This is a genomic window from Methylobacillus pratensis, from assembly GCF_054072455.1.
Window position 1 is genome coordinate 957,540 of sequence record NZ_JBSUSR010000001.1, and the last position, 18,885, is coordinate 976,424.

Annotated in this window: 22 protein-coding genes; 13 read left to right on the top strand and 9 right to left on the bottom strand. The window is 57.6% G+C overall.

Going from position 1 to position 18,885, the window contains the following annotated elements; all coding sequences use genetic code 11:
• Window positions 1-350 precede the first annotated feature (350 nt).
• Complete coding sequence (locus ACW4YW_RS04350; protein ID WP_457136437.1) at window positions 351-587, top strand: hypothetical protein; 237 nt, start codon at window positions 351-353, stop codon at window positions 585-587.
• Window positions 588-654: 67 nt separating this feature from the next.
• On the opposite strand, the gene ACW4YW_RS04355 is transcribed toward ACW4YW_RS04350, so the two are convergent.
• Window positions 655-2,262, bottom strand: a complete 1,608-nt coding sequence (locus tag ACW4YW_RS04355; RefSeq protein ID WP_457136438.1) for a phospholipase D-like domain-containing protein — start codon at window positions 2,260-2,262, stop codon at window positions 655-657.
• Between the two features lie 206 nt (window positions 2,263-2,468).
• Between ACW4YW_RS04355 and ACW4YW_RS04360 the strand changes: the two genes are divergently transcribed.
• The 4 genes from ACW4YW_RS04360 to ACW4YW_RS04375 all read left to right on the top strand — a co-directional run bounded on the left by ACW4YW_RS04360 (window position 2,469) and on the right by ACW4YW_RS04375 (window position 4,586).
• Window positions 2,469-2,735 (top strand): hypothetical protein, encoded by a 267-nt coding sequence (locus ACW4YW_RS04360; protein ID WP_457136439.1) that lies wholly within the window; start codon window positions 2,469-2,471, stop codon window positions 2,733-2,735.
• A 125-nt stretch (window positions 2,736-2,860) separates the two neighbouring features.
• The gene (locus ACW4YW_RS04365; protein ID WP_457136440.1) at window positions 2,861-3,787 is read left to right on the top strand and encodes a zinc dependent phospholipase C family protein; all 927 of its coding nucleotides are present in this window, start codon (window positions 2,861-2,863) and stop codon (window positions 3,785-3,787) included.
• On the top strand, window positions 3,762-4,199 hold the full coding sequence (locus ACW4YW_RS04370) for a hypothetical protein (RefSeq protein ID WP_457136441.1): 438 nt from the start codon (window positions 3,762-3,764) through the stop codon (window positions 4,197-4,199). The genes ACW4YW_RS04365 and ACW4YW_RS04370 overlap by 26 nt, the downstream gene beginning before the upstream one ends.
• Window positions 4,200-4,325: 126 nt before the next feature.
• Window positions 4,326-4,586, top strand: coding sequence for a hypothetical protein (locus ACW4YW_RS04375; protein WP_457136442.1), 261 nt, complete (start codon window positions 4,326-4,328; stop codon window positions 4,584-4,586).
• Between the two features lie 136 nt (window positions 4,587-4,722).
• On the opposite strand, the gene ACW4YW_RS04380 is transcribed toward ACW4YW_RS04375, so the two are convergent.
• The 3 genes from ACW4YW_RS04380 to ACW4YW_RS04390 are packed head-to-tail and all read right to left on the bottom strand — an operon-like array spanning window position 4,723 to window position 5,675.
• The gene (locus tag ACW4YW_RS04380; RefSeq protein WP_457136443.1) at window positions 4,723-4,977 is read right to left on the bottom strand and encodes a hypothetical protein; all 255 of its coding nucleotides are present in this window, start codon (window positions 4,975-4,977) and stop codon (window positions 4,723-4,725) included.
• Window positions 4,978-4,983: 6 nt separating this feature from the next.
• A complete protein-coding gene (locus ACW4YW_RS04385; protein ID WP_457136444.1) occupies window positions 4,984-5,178 on the bottom strand; it encodes a hypothetical protein in 195 nt (64 codons plus the stop codon).
• Window positions 5,179-5,195: 17 nt separating this feature from the next.
• Window positions 5,196-5,675, bottom strand: coding sequence for an SRPBCC family protein (locus ACW4YW_RS04390; RefSeq protein WP_457136445.1), 480 nt, complete (start codon window positions 5,673-5,675; stop codon window positions 5,196-5,198).
• A gap of 276 nt (window positions 5,676-5,951) precedes the next feature.
• Between ACW4YW_RS04390 and ybaL the strand changes: the two genes are divergently transcribed.
• The gene (gene ybaL / locus ACW4YW_RS04395) at window positions 5,952-7,619 is read left to right on the top strand and encodes a YbaL family putative K(+) efflux transporter (RefSeq protein WP_457136446.1); all 1,668 of its coding nucleotides are present in this window, start codon (window positions 5,952-5,954) and stop codon (window positions 7,617-7,619) included.
• Between the two features lie 27 nt (window positions 7,620-7,646).
• Here ybaL and ACW4YW_RS04400 read toward each other — a convergent pair whose 3' ends face one another.
• From ACW4YW_RS04400 to ACW4YW_RS04410, 3 genes are all read right to left on the bottom strand, one after another.
• Window positions 7,647-8,774, bottom strand: a complete 1,128-nt coding sequence (locus tag ACW4YW_RS04400) for a GNAT family N-acetyltransferase (protein WP_457136447.1) — start codon at window positions 8,772-8,774, stop codon at window positions 7,647-7,649.
• A gap of 233 nt (window positions 8,775-9,007) precedes the next feature.
• Complete coding sequence (locus tag ACW4YW_RS04405; protein WP_407995159.1) at window positions 9,008-9,220, bottom strand: lipoprotein; 213 nt, start codon at window positions 9,218-9,220, stop codon at window positions 9,008-9,010.
• 226 nt (window positions 9,221-9,446) lie between these two features.
• The gene (locus ACW4YW_RS04410) at window positions 9,447-9,971 is read right to left on the bottom strand and encodes an EF-hand domain-containing protein (RefSeq protein WP_457136448.1); all 525 of its coding nucleotides are present in this window, start codon (window positions 9,969-9,971) and stop codon (window positions 9,447-9,449) included.
• A 396-nt stretch (window positions 9,972-10,367) separates the two neighbouring features.
• On the opposite strand from ACW4YW_RS04410, the gene ompR reads away from it, so the two are divergent.
• Entirely contained in the window at window positions 10,368-11,102 is a 735-nt protein-coding gene (ompR, locus tag ACW4YW_RS04415; protein ID WP_457136449.1) for an osmolarity response regulator transcription factor OmpR, read from the top strand.
• A gap of 12 nt (window positions 11,103-11,114) precedes the next feature.
• Entirely contained in the window at window positions 11,115-12,479 is a 1,365-nt protein-coding gene (locus tag ACW4YW_RS04420; RefSeq protein ID WP_457136450.1) for an ATP-binding protein, read from the top strand.
• Here ACW4YW_RS04420 and cysG read toward each other — a convergent pair.
• Entirely contained in the window at window positions 12,400-13,803 is a 1,404-nt protein-coding gene (gene cysG, locus ACW4YW_RS04425; RefSeq protein ID WP_457136451.1) for a siroheme synthase CysG, read from the bottom strand. The two genes, ACW4YW_RS04420 and cysG, sit on opposite strands and share 80 nt — an antisense overlap.
• 348 nt (window positions 13,804-14,151) lie before the next feature.
• Here cysG and miaB point away from each other — a divergent pair, with 348 nt between their 5' ends.
• The 5 genes from miaB to ACW4YW_RS04450 all read left to right on the top strand — a co-directional run bounded on the left by miaB (window position 14,152) and on the right by ACW4YW_RS04450 (window position 18,303).
• Window positions 14,152-15,480, top strand: coding sequence for a tRNA (N6-isopentenyl adenosine(37)-C2)-methylthiotransferase MiaB (miaB, locus tag ACW4YW_RS04430; RefSeq protein WP_457136452.1), 1,329 nt, complete (start codon window positions 14,152-14,154; stop codon window positions 15,478-15,480).
• A gap of 4 nt (window positions 15,481-15,484) precedes the next feature.
• Window positions 15,485-16,489 (top strand): PhoH family protein, encoded by a 1,005-nt coding sequence (locus ACW4YW_RS04435; protein WP_309564539.1) that lies wholly within the window; start codon window positions 15,485-15,487, stop codon window positions 16,487-16,489.
• Window positions 16,490-16,494: 5 nt separating this feature from the next.
• Window positions 16,495-16,944 (top strand): rRNA maturation RNase YbeY, encoded by a 450-nt coding sequence (gene ybeY, locus ACW4YW_RS04440; protein WP_457136453.1) that lies wholly within the window; start codon window positions 16,495-16,497, stop codon window positions 16,942-16,944.
• A gap of 9 nt (window positions 16,945-16,953) precedes the next feature.
• Entirely contained in the window at window positions 16,954-17,814 is an 861-nt protein-coding gene (locus ACW4YW_RS04445; protein ID WP_457136454.1) for an HlyC/CorC family transporter, read from the top strand.
• Window positions 17,815-17,922: 108 nt separating this feature from the next.
• Window positions 17,923-18,303, top strand: coding sequence for a hypothetical protein (locus tag ACW4YW_RS04450; protein WP_457136455.1), 381 nt, complete (start codon window positions 17,923-17,925; stop codon window positions 18,301-18,303).
• A gap of 105 nt (window positions 18,304-18,408) precedes the next feature.
• On the opposite strand, the gene mscL is transcribed toward ACW4YW_RS04450, so the two are convergent.
• A complete protein-coding gene (mscL, locus tag ACW4YW_RS04455; RefSeq protein WP_457136456.1) occupies window positions 18,409-18,828 on the bottom strand; it encodes a large conductance mechanosensitive channel protein MscL in 420 nt (139 codons plus the stop codon).
• Between the last annotated feature and the right edge of the window lie 57 nt (window positions 18,829-18,885).

Consider the following 18,885-nt stretch of genomic DNA (forward strand, 5'->3'; position numbering starts at 1 on the left):
TTTACTTACATCACTCCTCGAGCAATAAGCAATATTATCTGACATATTTGCGATTACTATTTTTTCTATTTTTTAACATAAATCAGGCTATTTCCGATATAGAGCCAGTGCTGACTACCCTGATTTATATATGACTTCGCGTTATCGTTAGGCTAGTTTCCCTGCGTGAACGTTTTTATCATTTTTATTTTATTGTATTGATGTATTCATTATTTTATTTTTAAGATTAATTTGAATATAATGCCGAATCGAAGTGAATTAATTCAGATGATTTGACACACTGATTGCTGTATTTCTTCACTAACGGTTTATTGAATTTCTTTCCTCATGACTACAAACAGGACCGACTAATGGCAACTATTGATACAAAAAGAGAAAAGCTGAAGCAAAAGATTTCTGCTCTCACAGAGCAATTGGAAGCGCTGGAAAACAAGCCAGTGGAACTGAATCGTCAAAGCGAAGGCATGCCAGAATTGATCGCCGCGTTTGACGCAGTAGTCAAAGCGCACAAGGTTGCCGCAGTCGACGTATTCGAAGTATTGCTCAAGGCAAAAAGAACCGGGCTGACGCTGGTCAAGAAGGCTTGATCCGGACCGGATTTTTCTCCAAAGGCGGACACGGTTCCGCCTTTTTTATTGCCTCGACAGCATGCTTTTACAACAGCCAGTCGACAGGCATTATCGACAATATCCTCACGAAAAAACGCTGCATCAGGGTAGTGCCCGGGTCAACGCTGTATCGCTGCTCAACCCCATCCTGGTATGAGAGCCAATACAAGCGGTTATTTTCGTCCAGCCGCACCTCATAAGCGCTCTCGGGCACATCCGCCTTGAATGCCTGTTCCATCTGCTGGGCCAGCGCCGGGCTTTCGATCATGAAGCCAAGTTCCGTATTGAGCTGCGCCGAACGCGGGTCGAAATTGAACGAACCGATAAATACGCGTGAACGGTCAATCGTGAAAGTCTTGGCATGCAAACTCGAACCCGAACTGCCCAATGCCCCCAGGTACTTCGCCATGCCGTTTCCAGCCACCTGGCTGCGCATTTCGTACAGCCGTATACCCGCCTGCAGCAATGGCTTGCGCCACTTTGCATAGCCCGCATGCACCGCGGCGACGTCGGTAGACTCGAGCGCATTGGTCAGGATGCGGATATCGATGCCGCGCCTGGCCAGCGCGGAGAAGCCATCCACCCCGGTCCGGGTCGGCACGAAATAGGGAGACACCAGGTCGACGCTCTCCTTGGGGTTGCGCAGGATGCGGGCCAGGTTGAACACCATCAGCTCATCCCTTTTCGCATCGCCGGTGATCTTGTCCGGGCTATCGCTGATCAATTCCACCTTGGCCCAGTCGAATGCATGCTGGCCCTTGATGAAATCGTGGATGAACTGGCTCTCCTTCAATGCCTTGAGGTAGCCTTGCCCGGTGACGGTTTTTTCCGCCTTGTCCGCCGCAACACTCAATGCTTGCAGCTCATCATTGCTGGGAGCAGGGACCAGCACGCTTAGGGGGTAGGCCGATGCGCTGGCCCAGTAGCGGTCGAAATCCTGCGAAGTATCGTCGACCACGGCGCCAATCGCCATGACGTCCAGGTCCGCAAACAACACGCCATCCGTCGCGCCGAAATACTCATCCCCGACATTGCGCCCGCCGATAATCGTCACCATGTTGTCGGCAGTGAACGACTTGTTGTGCATGCGGCGGTTGAGGCGCGAAAAATCCGTGAAGAAGCCCAGCGGTTTGAAAGTACGGAAAGGAAAAGGGTTGAACAGGCGGACTTCGATGTTGGGATGCTTGTCGAGCGCGGCCAGCCTGGCATCCAATGCACGGCCGCTAATGCCGTTGTCGTCCAGCAACAGCCTCACCCGGACGCCGCGTTGCGCCGCCTTGCGCAAGGCTTCGAGGAACAAGATGCCGGTATTGTCGTTGCGCCAGATGTAATATTGGACATCCAGAGTCTTTTGCGCGGAATGGGTCAACAACATGCGCGCTGCAAAGGCGCTGTAGGCATCGAGCAGAGGCATGATGCCCGACTCGCCGGGATGGACGGCCTTGAGCGGCTGCATGGTCTGGCCCAGCTGGGTATGCGCCACCTCCTCCACCCGTAGCGCCGTTGAAGGCGGCTTGTCGCTCTCTCGCACATGGGGCAGGCCGCATGCGAACAACGGCACGACCAACATCAGCAGGATGCCTCGCTGGCACCAGGCCATGCCAGCATGCCGCCAACCCAGCTTGTCCAATCCTCTGGCCAGGAAAGCCCTCATGCTGCCATCTTCTTCATATTCTGCTTCTCTTTTAGAATGAGCCGGATGAGCTTAGCTGTGTGACACATGAATAACTCGCGGGTTCTTTGCGCATCATGAGAAAAATTAAGCCTCGCAGGGAAGATTGGAACAATCCTGCCAGACTATAATCAATGCATAATATAAACACCAGCAATTCACTATTCGAGGAAAAGGAGAACCGCATTATGACCAGCCGCACTCAGCACTGGGGGTCGCAATCCTGGCTTTGGCTGTTTATTGTCGTCTTTATCAGCGCGGCGCTGCTTTACTACCTCTTCGGCAAGCCGGCAGTCCCGGACAGCGCTGAGCAACGCAATGACCGCGCAGCGATAAAGGATTGCTGGAAACGTCATGCCAACTCTGCGCTTTCGCCCACCGAACTGAAATACGTTGCCGAAGCCTGCGAGTTCATGGAAAACGAATTTCTCCTGAAATACCGGCAAAATCCCTGAACCGGAGCCTGATCAGAACAATAAAAACAATCACCATACATTGCATCGGGGAAACTCATGAACGGCGGGGTAAGCCGTTCGCTGGATGGCATCCATCCAGGCTCGAAGAACAAGGGAAAATAATAATGCCCGGTGCATTTGCCCACCTCACCCTCATCAATCACTTGCGCGAAACCCCCAGGCTGGAAGCAGCTGCCGGGTTCCCGCGCCAGGCGATCCCATGGTTGCTGCGCCACTTCAAGTTTGCCGAGCTCGGGGCGGTCAGTCCCGACTATCCATACCTGGCGATCCGCGACCCGTCATCATTGGCATGGGCCGATGACATGCATTACGTGCGTACGGGCGAAGTCATCCATGCCGGCATTCATCTCCTCAGGCAATGGCAAGGCCTGCAACGGGAAAAAGGCATGGCGTGGTTGCTGGGTTACGTGTCGCACGTGGTCATGGACGTCACCATCCATCCGGTGGTCGAGCTCAAGGTCGGGCCTTATGCCGCCAACAAGCGCCATCACCGGCAATGCGAGATGCATCAGGACGCATATATCTTCCAGCGCATGAACCTGGGCGGCATCGGTTTGTCCGAGCATCTGGAATCGGGCATATGGGCCTGCCGTGAGCCGGGTACCAAAAAGCTGGACCGCGACATCAATGCCTTGTGGTCAGGCATGTTGCAGCATGCCTACCCGCAAGCCTATGCCAGCAATCCGCCCAAGATTGACAAATGGCACCAGCGCTTCAACCGCATGGTCAACAAGATTGCCGAGGAGGGAAACAAGCTGATGCCGTTCGCGCGCCACCTGGGCGTGAGGGCCGGCCTCACCTATCCCAACCCCGCAGAGGTCGACCCGCAATACGTCGTACAGCTGCGCACGCCCGGCGGACCGATGGACTACGACGCCCTGTTCGACTATGCGCTGCGCAATACCTTGCAGATATGGGCCGTCGTCGCCAATGCAGTGCTCCATCAGGATGACGCTTATCAGACCGTGATCCGCAATTGGAACCTCGACACAGGAAAGGATGAACATGGCCAATTCGGCTTTTGGGCGTAAGCCTCGCTTATGGCTGCTGGCCGTCTTGCTGATGGCGGCCAGCGGATGCAGCTCGATCCGCACCAGCCACGAGGAAGCCATGCTGGCTGAGGCATCCAGCCTCACCAAGCTCAGCGCAGCCGTGGAAGCTACCGTCCGCTACGAACCTGGCGCTACCGACATGGATGAACAAGCCATATTGCAACACGCCACGGCGCATGACCCTGAACTGCTTAATCCGTTCAAGCATCGCCTGATCCGGGTCAAGGCGGAGGACCGGCATGCCGTCCTGCTGGTCTGTACCGAGGACGGCCACCGGGGCCTGCTGGAAGACGCGGGATGCAATGCGCCGTTGGACAAGCACCTGTGGCAGGCAGACATGCCTTGCGAGTTCACCCTGCAGGCCGCCGATGCATGCCGCTCCACGCCCTAGTTTGTGGGCGGCACAGTTGGCAGACGGCAACTAATTTGTGACAATAATGAACAAAAGCGAAATATCGCCGCACGGTATCAACAGCTGGTATTGATCATCGGGGAAATTACTCTGGAAAGAATGCACATGGAAAGAATTCCAATATTGCAAGCACAGGTTGAAGCAATGGCAAGGCAGTTGAACCAACGTACGCTGGAGAGCCTGGAGTACCGCATCCTCATGAAGGCTGTGGTAGCGGCGCATCCAGACAAGGGCACGCTATCGTCCTGCATCCGGGAACAACGGGACCGGCTCGTTGAGCAAGGCATCATCGGCAATATCGTGGAAGGCGACCGCGAGTACCTCAACGACTACATAGAAAAATGGCTGGATCTCTGCCAGCAATAACCCAGCCTGCAATAAAAGCCTCTAACAAAACCCAGCAAAGCGGTTCTGGCTAGGCGCTCTGCCGAAGACAGTACAACAAGTACGGCAGAGCAGAGCAACGACGACAGAAGGGTTTTGTTAGCGGCTCCAAGTCGGCCTAAGGACATTTCACCTTGTTGAAGAATACCTTGCCGTACTGCCCGCGTGCGCTGTCCGCGCTATCGGCAGGATAGGCCACCACTTTATAATCGTCGCCCGCATAGCGGATCGCCTCTTCCGCTACTGGCTGAAAATCCTCAAGCGCGCTTACGCTATCATCGATCGGCCTGATGGTGAAACCGTGCACTTCCATTTCAACCTCATGATGGGGCGACGGCGTCTTGAGCTTGGCAATCAAGCCTTCCATATCCATGCTGCCTCACTTCTCCACGTAACCTGATGCGGCCTCTATGCTGACCGGCTCGCTTGCAAGGTCGGGATGTTCCGCCTCGAACTGGGCCTTGCCGATGCGGTACGCCTCCTCGACGTCAGCCGCATCGATATCATTGCTCCATAAAGGCGGCTCGCCTGCAAGATGCCCTTTATGGCGCACATTGACTGTAAATAACCCCATCTCGCGTCGCCCTTCCCTCAATGCCGCAACGCGCTGTTGTCCGCGTCGGAAGGGATATGCCCGCGCCAACCGCCCGTAGGCGCCTTGCGCGATTCCAGCAATTGGCGATAACGCTCTAGGTCTTCCGCAATCTTGCGTTCCAGCATGCCCATCATGCTGGCGGCCGTCCCGGCCAAGGTATCGGTTTCATATTCAATCTCGAGACGCACGCGGGTGGAATGCACGTCCACGTGCTGGAAGGACACGACACCGGTATTGCGCACGCCGGAAACGCTGCGCCAGGCAATATGGTCGTCCGGCACCTGCTCGGTAATCTCGGCCTCCCATTCGACAGCCTGCCCGCCGATCTGCGCCAGCCACCAGACATGCCTATCGTCCAGCTGCTTGACGTTGACTACGCTATCCATGAAGTTGGGAAAGGTCTCGAACTGGGTCCACTGGTTATAGGCAATATTCACCGGGACCTTGACGTCTATGGTTTTTTCAATGGTCGGCATGTCAGGCTCCATACACACTTTAAGATAAAAACCAGTGTAATCGCCGCGTTATCCGCGCAAGAGCTGGCTTATTCCTAAAACCATGTCGGAAAAACCAACGGTTTTTCTACCGACACGTGCCAAAGGCGTGCCATTGCATGAGAATTTCATATAAAAAGTTGCGCACTGACACAATCTTGAGTTAATTTTCGAATACCCATACTGCCTGTGCCGGAATGCCATGCAGCATGGCGCGCAATTTGATCTCTCGCCAAGTTTGAAAGGTTTCCCCCCGGGATGGAGCATACGCCACTCATCGCCACCATAGTTGGAGGCCTGGTACTGGCTTTTATTTTCGGCATGCTGGCCAACCGCCTGAAGATGCCGCCGCTCGTCGGCTACCTGATTGCCGGGGTCGTCGTGGGTCCGCACACCCCCGGATTTGTCGCTGACGCCAACCTTGCCCATGAACTATCGGAAATCGGCGTCATCCTGCTCATGTTCGGCGTAGGCCTGCACTTTTCGCTGCGCGACCTGCTCGCGGTGAAATCGATTGCCATTCCGGGCGCTATCGTGCAAATCGCCATTGCCACGCTACTCGGCCTTTCAATGGCATTGGCGATCGGCTGGCCGCTGGGAGAAGGCCTCATCTTCGGCCTGGCGCTGTCCACAGCCAGCACCGTCGTATTGCTCACCGCCTTGCAGGAACGGCGCATCCTGGAAACCAAGCGCGGACAGATCGCGATTGGCTGGCTCATCGTGGAAGACATCGCCATGGTGCTCACCCTGGTGCTGGTGCCTGCGCTGAGCGGCATGCTGGGCGGCGAGGGCAACAACCTGGACGGCAGCGCCCTCCTCAATACTATGGCGTTGACCATAGGCAAGGTAATCGCCTTTGTCGCCGTGATGCTGCTGGTCGGCCGCCGCATCATCCCTTGGCTGCTGGCACGCACAGCCGCCACCGGATCGCGCGAGCTGTTCCGGCTCGCCGTACTCGCGATCGCCCTCGGGTTTGCGCTTGGAGCCACCTATATCTTCGGCGTATCGTTCGCGCTGGGCGCGTTCTTTGCCGGCATGATCCTGAGCGAATCCGAGCTCAGCCACCGCGCCGCGGAAGAATCCCTACCGTTGCGCGATGCGTTTGCAGTGCTGTTTTTTGTCTCGGTCGGCATGTTGTTCGACCCCTCCATCCTTTTTCGCGAGCCCTGGCTCATCCTCGCCACCCTCTTCATCATCGTGATCGGGAAATCACTGGCCGCCTTCGGCATCGTGCTGGCCTTCCGCCACCCCTTGGGCACTGCATTGACGATTTCCGCCAGCCTGGCGCAGATAGGCGAATTCTCATTCATCCTGGCCTCCCTGGGAGGTTCGCTGGGCTTGTTGTCGGACACCGGCCGCGACTTGATCCTGAGCGGCGCGATCCTCTCCATCCTGATCAATCCGTTGCTGTTTGCCTGGCTGGACCGCCTAAAGCCCTGGCTGCTCAATCGCGAAGAGAAGCGTCCCCTCAAGGGCGAAAGCGGCGCACGCACCATCTCCTACCCCCACCTGCACGCCCATGCCGTCCTGGTGGGCTATGGACGCGTCGGCAAGCTGGTAGGCGCATCGCTACGCCAGCAAGACCAACCGTTCATCGTGCTGGAAGACCAGCCCGAAGTGGTCCAGGCCCTGCGCGAGCAGGGTACCCCGGCCTTGTGCGGCAATGCCGTGGCACCTGGCATGATGGAAGCCGCCAACCTCAAAACCGCGCGCTGGCTGCTGGTCGCCATCCCGGATGCGTTGGAAGCGGGGCAAATCATCGAACATGCCCGAAAAATCAATCCGCAGATCGAAGTCGTGGCGCGCGCGCATTCCGACGCCCAGATCGAGCACCTGGAAAAACATGGGGCGTCCTACACCATCATGGGAGAAAGGGAGATCGCCAAGGGCATGGCGAACTGGGTGCGCGCCGGCGTGGAATGGTAGTCCTGTGACTTGGCGCCTGAAACTTGGCTAGCCAGGCTTCCGGTAAGGCGCACGCTCGTCCAGTTCTTGCTGGTAGTGGCTGACGCCAACCCCTTCGCGTGAGACAAAGCGCCTGACCGCGGCCTCGAAATCGGCATGGGTGATATGGTGGAACGAGCAGGTTTCCCGCGCGACAAACCCCCTTGCCAGCTTGTGCTCCCCCTGGGCGCCGCCCTCGAAGAAGTGGATGCCCTGCTCGATGCAGAACTCCTGCGCCTGGTAATAGCAAAGTTCGAAATGCAGGTTGGGCACGTAAGCCAATGCGCCCCAGTAGCGCCCATACAGGCAATCCTTGTCATATAGGTTGAGCGCGGCGCCGATACGGCGGCCGTCGCGCTCCGCCAGCACCATCATTACATTGTCCGGCAACCGCTCGCCCAGCTCGCGGAAAAATGCCTGGGTCAGGTAAGGGCTGGAGCGGTGCTCGAGATAGGTATTGAGGTAGCACTTGTAGAAAAAATCCCACTCGCGCTCGCTGATATCACGCCCGCGCAAGCGCCGGCAACTCACGCCGGCCGCATCGACCTTCCTGCGCTCCTGGCGGATTTTCTTGCGCTTGTCATGCGTGAGGGTCATGAGAAACTCGTCAAAGCCGGCAAAGCCCTGGTTCTGCCAGCGGAATTGCACTCCCTGGCGCCTGAACCAGCCTTGGCCTGACAACACATCCGCATTTTTCTCGTCTGGAAACAAGACATGAGCAGAAGACAGCTGCAAGCGGTGTGCCGTATCGCGCAGGATATCCGCCATGCGCACTTGCAGCACGGCATCGTGCGACAAGAGCCGCGCGCCCGTAATCGGCGTGAAAGGCACGGCCGCCACCAGCTTGGGGTAATACTCCAGCCCATGCTGGGCATAAGCGTCCGCCCAAGACCAGTCAAATACATATTCGCCGTAGGAATGATGCTTGAGGTAGAGGGGCACGGCCCCGGCCAACTTGCCCTCGCGCCTGAATACCAGCGGCATGGGTTGCCAGCCGGTGCCCTCGCCAACCGAACCGCTATGCTCCAACGCACTGAGGAAAGCGTGGCTGAGCAAGGGGGAACCATCCGTCAGCGCATTCCATTGCACGCTATCCAGCGCGCTGACGCCTGCGGTGATTTCAACCTCGATCTGCATACAGCCCCGGCTGAATGATGGCCACGCTATATCTATTGGCTTCGCGTTGGATAAGACAGGACACGCTGATCTCCGGATGCTGGCAACACTATGTAGAGTATCAGGATAATGCAGCGGAAGCAGGCGAAAAAACACCACTACCCGCCAGTTGGCGTCGTAGTGGTGAAGCGGAGGAGAAGTGAAATACTGCAGCCAATGAGCGTCGCAAAATCGCGACACTCATGGCTTGAATATCATTTGCGCTTGCCCGCGGAATCGACGCCATGACCGATGACGCCGCCAATGGCAGCCCCGCCAACAGTGCCGAACGAACTCCCACCGGTCAGCACCGCTCCCGCAACGCCGCCGATGGCAGCGCCCGTGGCCGCATTCTTTTGACGCGTGGACAATCCGGAACAACCGCTCAACATGGCGAGCAACAATAACCCTGCAATCGTTTTCTTCATTTCATTTTCCTTTCAAATTCCAGGTCTTTACCCGTTATTGTTCAGAGTGCAAAAACTGGGCCATTAATGATTTTCAAATTAAAATCAATTAGTTGATTGGAAAAATTCACAATCCCGGGAGGGAAAAACTTGAAAATTTGTCGCCAATAATAGACAAAAGAAAAGCACTGTCCCGGCAAGGCAGTGCTTAAAGGTTTCACAAGGAAGATTTATTATTGGAATTCAGTCATAGCGCCCGTTTGGGCACGGCAACGCTCACGTCCTTTACATCATGCAGCGGGGCTGGTTCCGCCACATCCTGCAATTCTTTGTCCTTCTTCTCTAGCGCCTTGTGCTGGCGCTCGGCTATCTGGGCTTGCATAACCTCAAGCTCGCTCATCGTAATCACGCCGTCGCCATTGAGGTCGAACTGCATGAAATGACGGGCGACCTGGGGAAGCATTTCGACAGCTTCTTCGCGTGAAATCACCCCGTTGCCGTCTTTGTCCGCTTCTTGAAAGCGTTCCAGTATGCGCTGGCGCATCACGCGCCTGCGCTCTTCAATCTGGGCATGGGCAGCATCAACGCTGCGGGAGTATTCATAAAGATCGCGCCGCAAGCGCTGGCGGTCCTCACCAGAAATCTTTGCATCCAGGGTTTGATGGATATGTGCCGTTGGCACTTCCTGCGCATCGGCTGCCATTTCGTCATTCGCATAACGTATGTTCGCAGCATGGACGACACCGGCAACGCCCAGCAATAGCGCTGTCATTACCAATTTATGATGCCAGACCAGATCGGTTACCATCAACATAAAGCTAAACCGTACACTTGCAAGATCATATGATTCGCTCGCCTCTGTTTTAAGCTTACTTGCCCCGTCGCCGCTGGCTAACAACACGCCTGGCTCAGGAACTATTCAACCTCGCCGATGATGCAAATTTGTACTGGCAAGCAGTTGAATGAGGCGACATCATCCCTCATTGATGTAAACTGAGTGTTTCATATCGACTTCTCATTGTAAAAAATTGTAACAATTATTGTGTGGTTTTTTCGGCCCTATTTTTCGACCATATGAAAACCATGGGCAGGCAATGGAGAGAATCGGCATGAGACTTATGGAAGCTTGTAAATAATACTTTTCATCCCCCCCAATTCCGCAGAAAATATGGCTATGCAGACACCTTCGAAAAAAATATTAATGGTGGACGACGACTTGCGCATGCGCGAGTTGTTGCAACGTTATCTAGGCGAACAGGGCTTTTCGGTAAAAGCTGTTTCCGATGCAGCAGAAATGGATCAAGTGCTTGCCCATGAACATGTGGACTTGCTGGTGCTGGACCTCATGCTCCCGGGGGAGGACGGTCTGGCCATCTGCCGGCGCCTGCGCGCCAACGGCAGTACCATCCCCGTCGTCATGCTCACCGCACGCGGGGACGAGATAGACCGCATCATCGGCTTGGAAATGGGGGCGGACGACTACCTGCCCAAGCCGTTCAACCCGCGCGAGCTGCTTGCCCGCATCAATGCGGTCTTGCGCCGCCACAGCCGGCTCCCGCCCGGCACGCCTGTCGCAGAGGCGGAGCACATCAGCTTCGGCGAGTTCATCTTCGATCCCTCCACACGCACGCTGACCAAGAACGGGGAGCCTGTCACCATTACCAGCGGCGAATTCGCCCTGCTCAAGGTATTCGTCGACCATCCGCGCCAACCGTTGTCGCGCGACCGCCTCATGCAACTGGCGCGCGGACGCGAGCTGGATGTGTTCGACCGCAGCATCGACGTGCAGGTATCCCGATTGCGCCGCCTGATTGAACCCGATCCATCCCATCCGCGCTACCTGCAGACCATGTGGGGGTTTGGCTATGTCTTCGTGCCCGATGGCGAAACCCAGAAAAGCTAGTGTCGCGCCTCCGTGAGCCTGTTGCCCCGTACCCTTCTCGCACGCGTCATGCTGCTGATCGCCCTGCTGCTCGCAGCAGGGCAGTTCGCGGCGCTAAAGCTGTTCGACTACTTCGAAAGCGAGCCGCGCGCCATGGCGGCGGCGCTACAGGCGATCACGGTCGTCAACTATACCCGCGCCTCCCTGCTCGCCGCGCATGAAAACCGCAGGCTGGCCTTGCTCTCGGAGCTATCCGGGCGCGAAGGCGTGCGAATTTACGCCGCGGACATGCTCGAGGAAATCGAGCCGCTTCCCAACGACCACCTGATCCGCCTGATCGCGGAAAAAATCCGCGAGCGCCTGGGCAAGGACACGCTCGTCGTATTGAACCACTTCGGCATACCCGGCCTGTGGGTCAGCTTCAGCCTGGGGCAAGACGATTATTGGGTAGTGATTCCTCGCATTCAGGTAGACCGGCCGTTCCCCTGGCAATGGCTGGGCTGGGGCGCCCTGGTCATCATGCTGTCATTGCTCGGCGCCTACCTGATCGCCTCGAATATCCACCACCCCTTGCGCCTGCTGGTCAAGGCCGCAGGACGCTTGAGCAGCGGCGAATATCCCCCGCCATTGCCGGAAGAAGGCGCCCATGAGCTGCGCGAAGTCAGCCGCACCTTCAATGAAATGACCGAGGCGCTGGTGCGGCTGGACAACGAACGGACCTTGCTGCTGGCGGGCATTTCGCATGACCTGCGCACGCCGCTGGCGCGCCTACGCCTATCCGTGGAAATGCTGCCGGACGAATATTGCGCCAACCTCAAGACCGGCATGATCCAGGACATCGGCGACATGGACAGCATCATCCACCAGTTCCTCGACTTTGTGCGCGGAATCGAAGGCGAGCCGACGCAGATGATGGACCTCAACGCACTGCTCACCTCGATTGCAGACCGCCATATCCGCGCAGGCCGCAAACTCACCATGTCGCTGGCGCCAACCCACCTGATTCCCTTGCGTCCGCTCGCGATGCAGCGGCTGCTCACCAACCTGATCGACAACGCCTTCGCCTACGGCGGCGGCGACGTCACCGTGATGACGCGCATCACTGCAGGCAGCATCACGCTCAGCGTGCTGGACAACGGCCCCGGCATTCCAGCGGCACAAATGGAAAGACTGCTGCGCCCATTCGAGCGCCTCGATACGGCGCGCGGCAACAAGAGCGGCAGCGGCTTAGGCCTGGCGATCGCCGACCGCATCGCCAAGCTGCACAAGGGCCAGCTCACCCTGCTCAATCGCCCGCAGGGCGGCCTGGAAGCTCGGCTTACCCTGCCGATACAGCCTCAGGTGACGGCGCAAACCAAGCAAGCCTTTCGCGTAAACGCACAACCTCGCCGACAATAATCAGGCAGGGCGCGCGCAACCCTGCGTGCTCCACCAGTCTGGGCAATGTCGCTAACGTGCCTTCCACTACCCGCTGCCGTTGCGTCGTGCCTTGCTGGATGATGGCGATGGGTAGATTTTCGGAAGCGCCGTGAGCTTGCATTTGCCGGCATATCTCGGGCAAGCCGACCAATCCCATATAAATCACCACGGTCTGGTTCGGGCGCACAAGGGCATGCCAATCAAGGTTGACCGAACCGTCCTTGAGGTGCCCGGTCGTGAACAGGCACGACTGCGCATAGTCCCGGTGCGTCAGCGGAATGCCGGCATAGCTGGATACTCCGTTCGCCGCCGTGATGCCGGGCACCACCTGGAACGGGACGCCGTTCTCCATCAGCGTCTCTATCTCCTCGCCGCCGCGGCCGAAAATGAATGGGTCGCCGCCCTTCAGGCGCAGCACGCGCTTGCCCTCCTTGGCGAGGCGTACCAATAACTGGTTGATGTCCTCCTGCGGCAAAGTATGCTGGTCGCGCGACTTGCCCACATAAATCAGCTCCGCATCGCGCCGCACCAACTCCATGACTTCCTTGCTCACGAGTTTGTCGTAAACACACACATCCGCTTGCTGCATCAGGCGCAGGGCACGGAAAGTCAGCAGGTCGGGATCTCCCGGACCGCCGCCGACAAGATAGACCTCCCCATGATTAAGCTCGCCATTCCCCGCAAGCACTTGCTGCATGGCATGGCGCGCCGTAGCCTCCTGCCCGGACAATACCTGTTCGCCTATCGCCCCCTGGAACACATCCTCCCAGAAAATCCGCCGCTGCTGCCCAGTGGTGAAGCGATGTTTCACGGCCTCACGGAACTCGGCGGCAAATGCTGCCAAACGGCCGTAGGTGGCGGGAATCATGGTTTCAATGCGGGTGCGTAGCATGCGCGCAAGCACCGGTGCCGCCCCGCCGCTGGATACCGCGACCAGCAACGGGGAGCGGTCCACAATTGAAGGCACGATGAAGGTACACAAGTCGGGGGCATCCACGACGTTCACGGGGATATTGCGCGCCTGTGCCGCTTGGGAAACAGCGCGGTTCACCTCGGCATCATCCGTAGCGGCGATCACCACCGCTGCGCCATCCAGCTGCGATGGCTCGAATTCCGCGGCAAGATGGCGGATTCGCCCCTCGGCCAGCCATTGCATCAACACAGGGTGCAACTCGGGCGACACCACCGTGATATTGGCCCCGGCTTTTTCCAGCAGGCTCACCTTGCGGCTGGCGACGTCGCCCCCACCCACCACCAGGCAGGGTCGACCGCGCAGTTTCATAAAGATAGGCAATGTTTCCATGCGCGACATTTTATTCCATTTCCAATTTGGAGCGACTAACAAAACTCTCCCGGCGTCGCTGCCTTGCCGTACTATTTGCAATGCCTGCGGCGGAGCACCTAGCCGGAATCGCTGCGCTGGATGTTGTGAGCCGCTCCAGAACGAGACTAGGCATGACGTTGCAATAGAGGCCAAGGAGGAACAACCGCGTATCGGATTAAATTCGGAATGGAATGACGCTACGATTGGCTTTCCGCGGCAGCTAAGCTAAAATGAGCCCTTACCCTACTGTTTTTCTTACGCTATTTTGCAGCCTGCAACCTCCACCTTTTTCTCCTGCCGCGCCTCGGGCGCAACCCGACCTGCTGTATGAATCCGCCGAAAAGAATTTTCATCAAAACCTTTGGCTGCCAGATGAACGAGTATGACTCGTCGCGCATGCTCGACATGCTGCACGCCGCCGAAGGCATGCAGACCACCGAAAACCCGGAAGAAGCCGACGTCATCCTGCTCAATACCTGCTCGGTGCGTGAAAAGGCCCAGGAGAAGGTGTTCAGCCATTTGGGGCGCTTCGCGCCGCTCAAGGAAAAGAACCCCAACCTCGTGATCGGCGTAGGCGGCTGCGTTGCAAGCCAGGAAGGCGAAAGCATCGTGGCGCGCGCGCCTTACGTCGATGTCGTCTTCGGCCCGCAGACCTTGCACCGCCTGCCGGACATGATCCAGTCCAAGCGCAAGACCGGCATTTCGCAGGTCGATATCAGCTTCCCGGAAGTGGAGAAGTTCGACCACCTGCCGCCGCCGCGGGTGGAAGGAGCTGCGGCATTCCTCTCCATCATGGAGGGCTGCAGCAAATACTGCACGTTCTGCGTCGTCCCCTACACGCGCGGCGACGAAGTCTCGCGGCCTTTCGACGACATCCTCACCGAGGCGATCCAGCTTGCCGAGCAAGGCGTCAAGGAAATCACATTGCTCGGCCAGAACGTCAATGGCTACCGCAGCGAAACGGCGCAAGGCGAAACCGCCGACCTGGCATTGCTGATCGAATACCTGGCGGAAATCCCCGAGATCGAGCGCATCCGCTACACCACCTCGCACCCGAACGAGATGACCTCGGCATTGATAGACTGTTATGCCCGCATCCCCAAACTGGTGTCGCACCTGCATCTGCCGGTTCAGGCGGGTTCGGACCGCGTGCTCATGAACATGAAGCGCAACTACACGGCCTTGCAGTACAAATCCATCATCCGCAAGCTGCGCGCGGCGCGGCCGGACATCTGCATCAGTTCGGATTTCATCGTCGGCTTCCCAGGCGAAACCGAGCAGGATTTCGAAGCCACCATGAAGCTGATGCGCGATGTCGGTTTTGATTTCAGCTTCAGTTTCGTTTACAGCCCGCGTCCCGGCACGCCCGCCTCCTACCTGCCGGACGATTGCAGCGCAGAGGAAAAGCAGTCGCGCCTGTCACGCCTGCAGGCGCTCAACGAAGCGCAGGGCAAGGTCATTAGCGCCTCCATGGTGGGCAGCATACAGCGCGTGCTGATCGAAAGCGTTTCCGCCAAGAGCGCCAGCGAACTCGCGGGGCGCACCGACAATAACCGCATCGTCAATTTCCCTGGCGATGCCGCCTTGATCAACCAGTTCGTCAACGTAAGAATCACCGAAGCCCTTTCACATACCCTGCGAGGAGAGTTGGTCTAACAATATGCCGGTAGACATTACCCTACAACCTGAAGACAACATGCGCCTCGCCAACCTGTGCGGCGCGCTGGACGAAAACCTCAAACAGATCGAAGACGCGCTGGATGTCGGCATCTCGCGGCGCGGGGCGCATTTCCGCTTTTCCGGGGAGCAAGGCAATACCCGCCTCGCCGCACAGCTGGTCGAGAACTATTACGAGCGTGCGGGCAAACCGATCAGCCTGGAGGAAATCCAGCTGGGGCTGGTCGAGCTTGACCGCCTGTCGCCCGACGAGGTCGCCACGCCTATGACTACCCTGATGACCCGGCGGCAGGACCTGCACGGGCGCACGCCGCGCCAGGTCAGCTATTTGCAGCAGATCCAGGATTTCGACATCACATTCGGCATCGGCCCCGCCGGCACCGGCAAAACCTATCTCGCGGTTGCCAGCGCCATCGACGCCATGACGCGCGACCGCGTCAAGCGCATCGTGCTGGTACGCCCGGCAGTGGAAGCCGGCGAGCGTCTGGGCTTCCTGCCTGGCGACCTTTCGCAGAAAGTGGACCCTTACTTGCGTCCACTTTACGATGCGCTGTACGACCTTGCTGGCTACGACAGCGTCAACAAGATGTTCGAGCGCGGCGCGATCGAGGTCGCCCCGCTCGCCTATATGCGCGGCCGCACCCTGAACCAGAGCTTCATCATCCTCGACGAGGCGCAGAACACCACGCCGGAACAGATGAAGATGTTCCTTACCCGCATCGGTTTCGGCACCAAGGCCGTTATCACGGGCGACGTTACCCAGATCGACCTCGCCCGCGGGCAGAAAAGCGGGCTGGTGGAAGCACAGAAAGTGCTCAAGGATGTGCGCGGCATCGCCTTTACGCAATTCCTTTCCGAGGACGTGGTGCGCCACCCATTGGTGCAGAAGATCATCAACGCCTACGAGCGCTACGACAGCGAGCGGCATGCACAGCCCAATGCAGGCAAATCTGGAGCCGACGGCAAACCCGGCACGGACAAGGAATAACCGCCATGCCCAAGCTCGCCATGAGTGTGCAATACGCCAGCGAAGGCGACGGCCTCCCCAGCGAGAAGCAGTTCCGTAAGTGGGCGCGCGCCGCCTTGCGCGTGGATACCGAAGCGACCTTGCGCATCGTCGATGAAGAGGAAGGCCGCATGCTCAACCGCGACTACCGCGGCAAGGATTACGCCACCAACGTACTGACCTTCCCATTAGTGGAAGAGCCCTGGCTGGTCGGCGACATCATCCTCTGCGCCCCGGTGGTCGCCAGGGAAGCACATGAACAAAACATTACACTGGAAGCGCATTACGCACATCTCACCGTGCATGGCATACTGCACATGCACGGCTATGACCACGAAGATGAACACCAGGCCGAACTGATGGAATCGATAGAATCCGCCACCATGGTCCGGCTTGGCTATGCAGACCCTTATTTATCAGAAAAACGGAAGCCTTAATCTACCATCATGGCAGAACCCGACAAACGTAGCGTCAACGACAAACCCCACTGGCTGGAACGCCTGACCCATTTCCTGCTGCGCGAGCCTGAAGACCGCGAGCAACTCATCGAACAACTCCACACCGCCTACGCCAACAGCGTCCTCGATGCCGACGCGCTGGCCATGATAGAAGGCGTCTTGCAGGTTTCCGAAATGCAGGTGCGCGACATCATGATCCCGCGCTCGCAAATGGACGTCATCGACATTACCGACCCGCCCGAGAAATTCATCCCGTTTGTCATCGAAGCCGCGCACTCCCGCTTTCCCGTCATTGACGAAAACAAGGACGACGTCATCGGCATCTTGCTGGCCAAGGACTTGTTGCAGTTCTACAGCGGCAAGGACTTCAACGTGCGCGAGATGCTGCGTCCGGCCGTGTTCATCCCCGAATCAAAGCGCCTCAATGTCCTGCTCAAGGAGTTCCGCAGCAACCGCAACCACATCGCGATCGTCGTCGACGAATACGGCGGCGTGGCCGGCATGGTCACCATCGAGGACGTCCTGGAGCAGATCGTCGGCGATATCGAGGACGAGTTCGACGAAGACGAGAACGAAGACAACATCATCCAGGACGCGCATGGCCGCTACCGCGTCAAGGCGCTCACGGAAATTGCGGACTTCAACGAAGCCCTGGGCACCGAGTTCAGCGACGAGGAATTCTCCACCATAGGCGGCCTGGTGGTAAGCAAGTTCCAGCACATGCCAAAGCGCGGCGAGGAAGTCAGTTTCGACAACCTCAATGTCACGGTGTTGCGCGCCGACAGCCGCCGCGTTTATTCCCTATTGGTCGAAATCGTGCCGGCAATACAGCATGAAAGCGATCTATAGCCAGCAAGCGCTTCGCCAGAGAGCACACAGTAAGCCATTGTTGGAACAGGAACTTTAGGCAAAGACCGCCGTCAAACCAGTCTGACACCTTGCATGGGGAGTTACGTGATGCGTATCGTGTGGTTTACCCTGTTATTGTCTCTGTCCTCCGGCCCGCTCCTGGCGGAAGAAAGCCAGCAGTCACCTGAAGCAGCCATTCCCACCGCCGAGACCGAGTTTGTCCAAAACATCCACCAGTTCGATAAGGCCACTATCGTCGCCCAGTTCGGAGAGCCTGCCAGCAAGCAGGACTATCACCGTCCTGGCACCGACGAGTTGATGGCTTCGGTCTGGCAATACCACTACATCAACACCGATCTTGAGGGCAGTTATTACCAGACCACCGAGCTGGATTTTGTCGGCGATAACGTGGTCATGGTGGTGTTCATGAACCACGATGGCAAGGATGAGAGCGAGGCCGCCCCCAATCCGTTTACTCCCGACCTATAGACGGAGCGTTACAACGCAATAAAAAAGCCGGAATTTATCTGGCTTTTTTATTGCGATACCTAGACAATATGCCAATCCAATGATTGGCGACAATACTGCTGAAGGCTACTTCTTGAGCGAGTCGCGGATTTCACGCAACAACAGCACATCCTCTGGCGTAGCGGCTGGCTCAGGCACTTCGGTAGTCTTGAGCTTGTTGATGGCGCGGATCAGCAGGAACACGGCAAACGCCACGATCAGGAAGCTTACCACCGCATTGATGAACAAGCCGTAGTTGAGGGTCACTGCGCCGGCAGCATGCGCGGCCGCAACGGAGGCATAGGGTGGAGCCACTTCAGCACCGTCTTTGAGCACGATGAAGAGGTTGCTGAAATCCACGTTACCGAGCAACAAGCCAATCGGCGGCATGATGACGTCGTCAACCAGGGATTTCACGATGGAGCCGAACGCCGCACCGATAATGATACCCACCGCCATGTCGACTACGTTGCCGCGCATCGCAAACGCTTTGAATTCTTTAAACATATTATCTCCCGTCAAAAACAGTCAGTTTGAGTAGCGCATGCATGCCGCATGCCTGAT

Coding starts and splice junctions, on each gene's coding strand:
- ACW4YW_RS04350 (WP_457136437.1), top strand. CDS start 351: ATGGCAACTATTGATACAAAAAGAGAAAAGCTGAAGCAAAAGATTTCT.
- ACW4YW_RS04355 (WP_457136438.1), bottom strand. CDS start 2,262: ATGAGGGCTTTCCTGGCCAGAGGATTGGACAAGCTGGGTTGGCGGCAT.
- ACW4YW_RS04360 (WP_457136439.1), top strand. CDS start 2,469: ATGACCAGCCGCACTCAGCACTGGGGGTCGCAATCCTGGCTTTGGCTG.
- ACW4YW_RS04365 (WP_457136440.1), top strand. CDS start 2,861: ATGCCCGGTGCATTTGCCCACCTCACCCTCATCAATCACTTGCGCGAA.
- ACW4YW_RS04370 (WP_457136441.1), top strand. CDS start 3,762: ATGGCCAATTCGGCTTTTGGGCGTAAGCCTCGCTTATGGCTGCTGGCC.
- ACW4YW_RS04375 (WP_457136442.1), top strand. CDS start 4,326: ATGGAAAGAATTCCAATATTGCAAGCACAGGTTGAAGCAATGGCAAGG.
- ACW4YW_RS04380 (WP_457136443.1), bottom strand. CDS start 4,977: ATGGATATGGAAGGCTTGATTGCCAAGCTCAAGACGCCGTCGCCCCAT.
- ACW4YW_RS04385 (WP_457136444.1), bottom strand. CDS start 5,178: ATGGGGTTATTTACAGTCAATGTGCGCCATAAAGGGCATCTTGCAGGC.
- ACW4YW_RS04390 (WP_457136445.1), bottom strand. CDS start 5,675: ATGCCGACCATTGAAAAAACCATAGACGTCAAGGTCCCGGTGAATATT.
- ybaL (WP_457136446.1), top strand. CDS start 5,952: ATGGAGCATACGCCACTCATCGCCACCATAGTTGGAGGCCTGGTACTG.
- ACW4YW_RS04400 (WP_457136447.1), bottom strand. CDS start 8,774: ATGCAGATCGAGGTTGAAATCACCGCAGGCGTCAGCGCGCTGGATAGC.
- ACW4YW_RS04405 (WP_407995159.1), bottom strand. CDS start 9,220: ATGAAGAAAACGATTGCAGGGTTATTGTTGCTCGCCATGTTGAGCGGT.
- ACW4YW_RS04410 (WP_457136448.1), bottom strand. CDS start 9,971: ATGACAGCGCTATTGCTGGGCGTTGCCGGTGTCGTCCATGCTGCGAAC.
- ompR (WP_457136449.1), top strand. CDS start 10,368: ATGGCTATGCAGACACCTTCGAAAAAAATATTAATGGTGGACGACGAC.
- cysG (WP_457136451.1), bottom strand. CDS start 13,803: ATGGAAACATTGCCTATCTTTATGAAACTGCGCGGTCGACCCTGCCTG.
- miaB (WP_457136452.1), top strand. CDS start 14,152: ATGAATCCGCCGAAAAGAATTTTCATCAAAACCTTTGGCTGCCAGATG.
- ACW4YW_RS04435 (WP_309564539.1), top strand. CDS start 15,485: ATGCCGGTAGACATTACCCTACAACCTGAAGACAACATGCGCCTCGCC.
- ybeY (WP_457136453.1), top strand. CDS start 16,495: ATGCCCAAGCTCGCCATGAGTGTGCAATACGCCAGCGAAGGCGACGGC.
- ACW4YW_RS04445 (WP_457136454.1), top strand. CDS start 16,954: ATGGCAGAACCCGACAAACGTAGCGTCAACGACAAACCCCACTGGCTG.
- ACW4YW_RS04450 (WP_457136455.1), top strand. CDS start 17,923: ATGCGTATCGTGTGGTTTACCCTGTTATTGTCTCTGTCCTCCGGCCCG.
- mscL (WP_457136456.1), bottom strand. CDS start 18,828: ATGTTTAAAGAATTCAAAGCGTTTGCGATGCGCGGCAACGTAGTCGAC.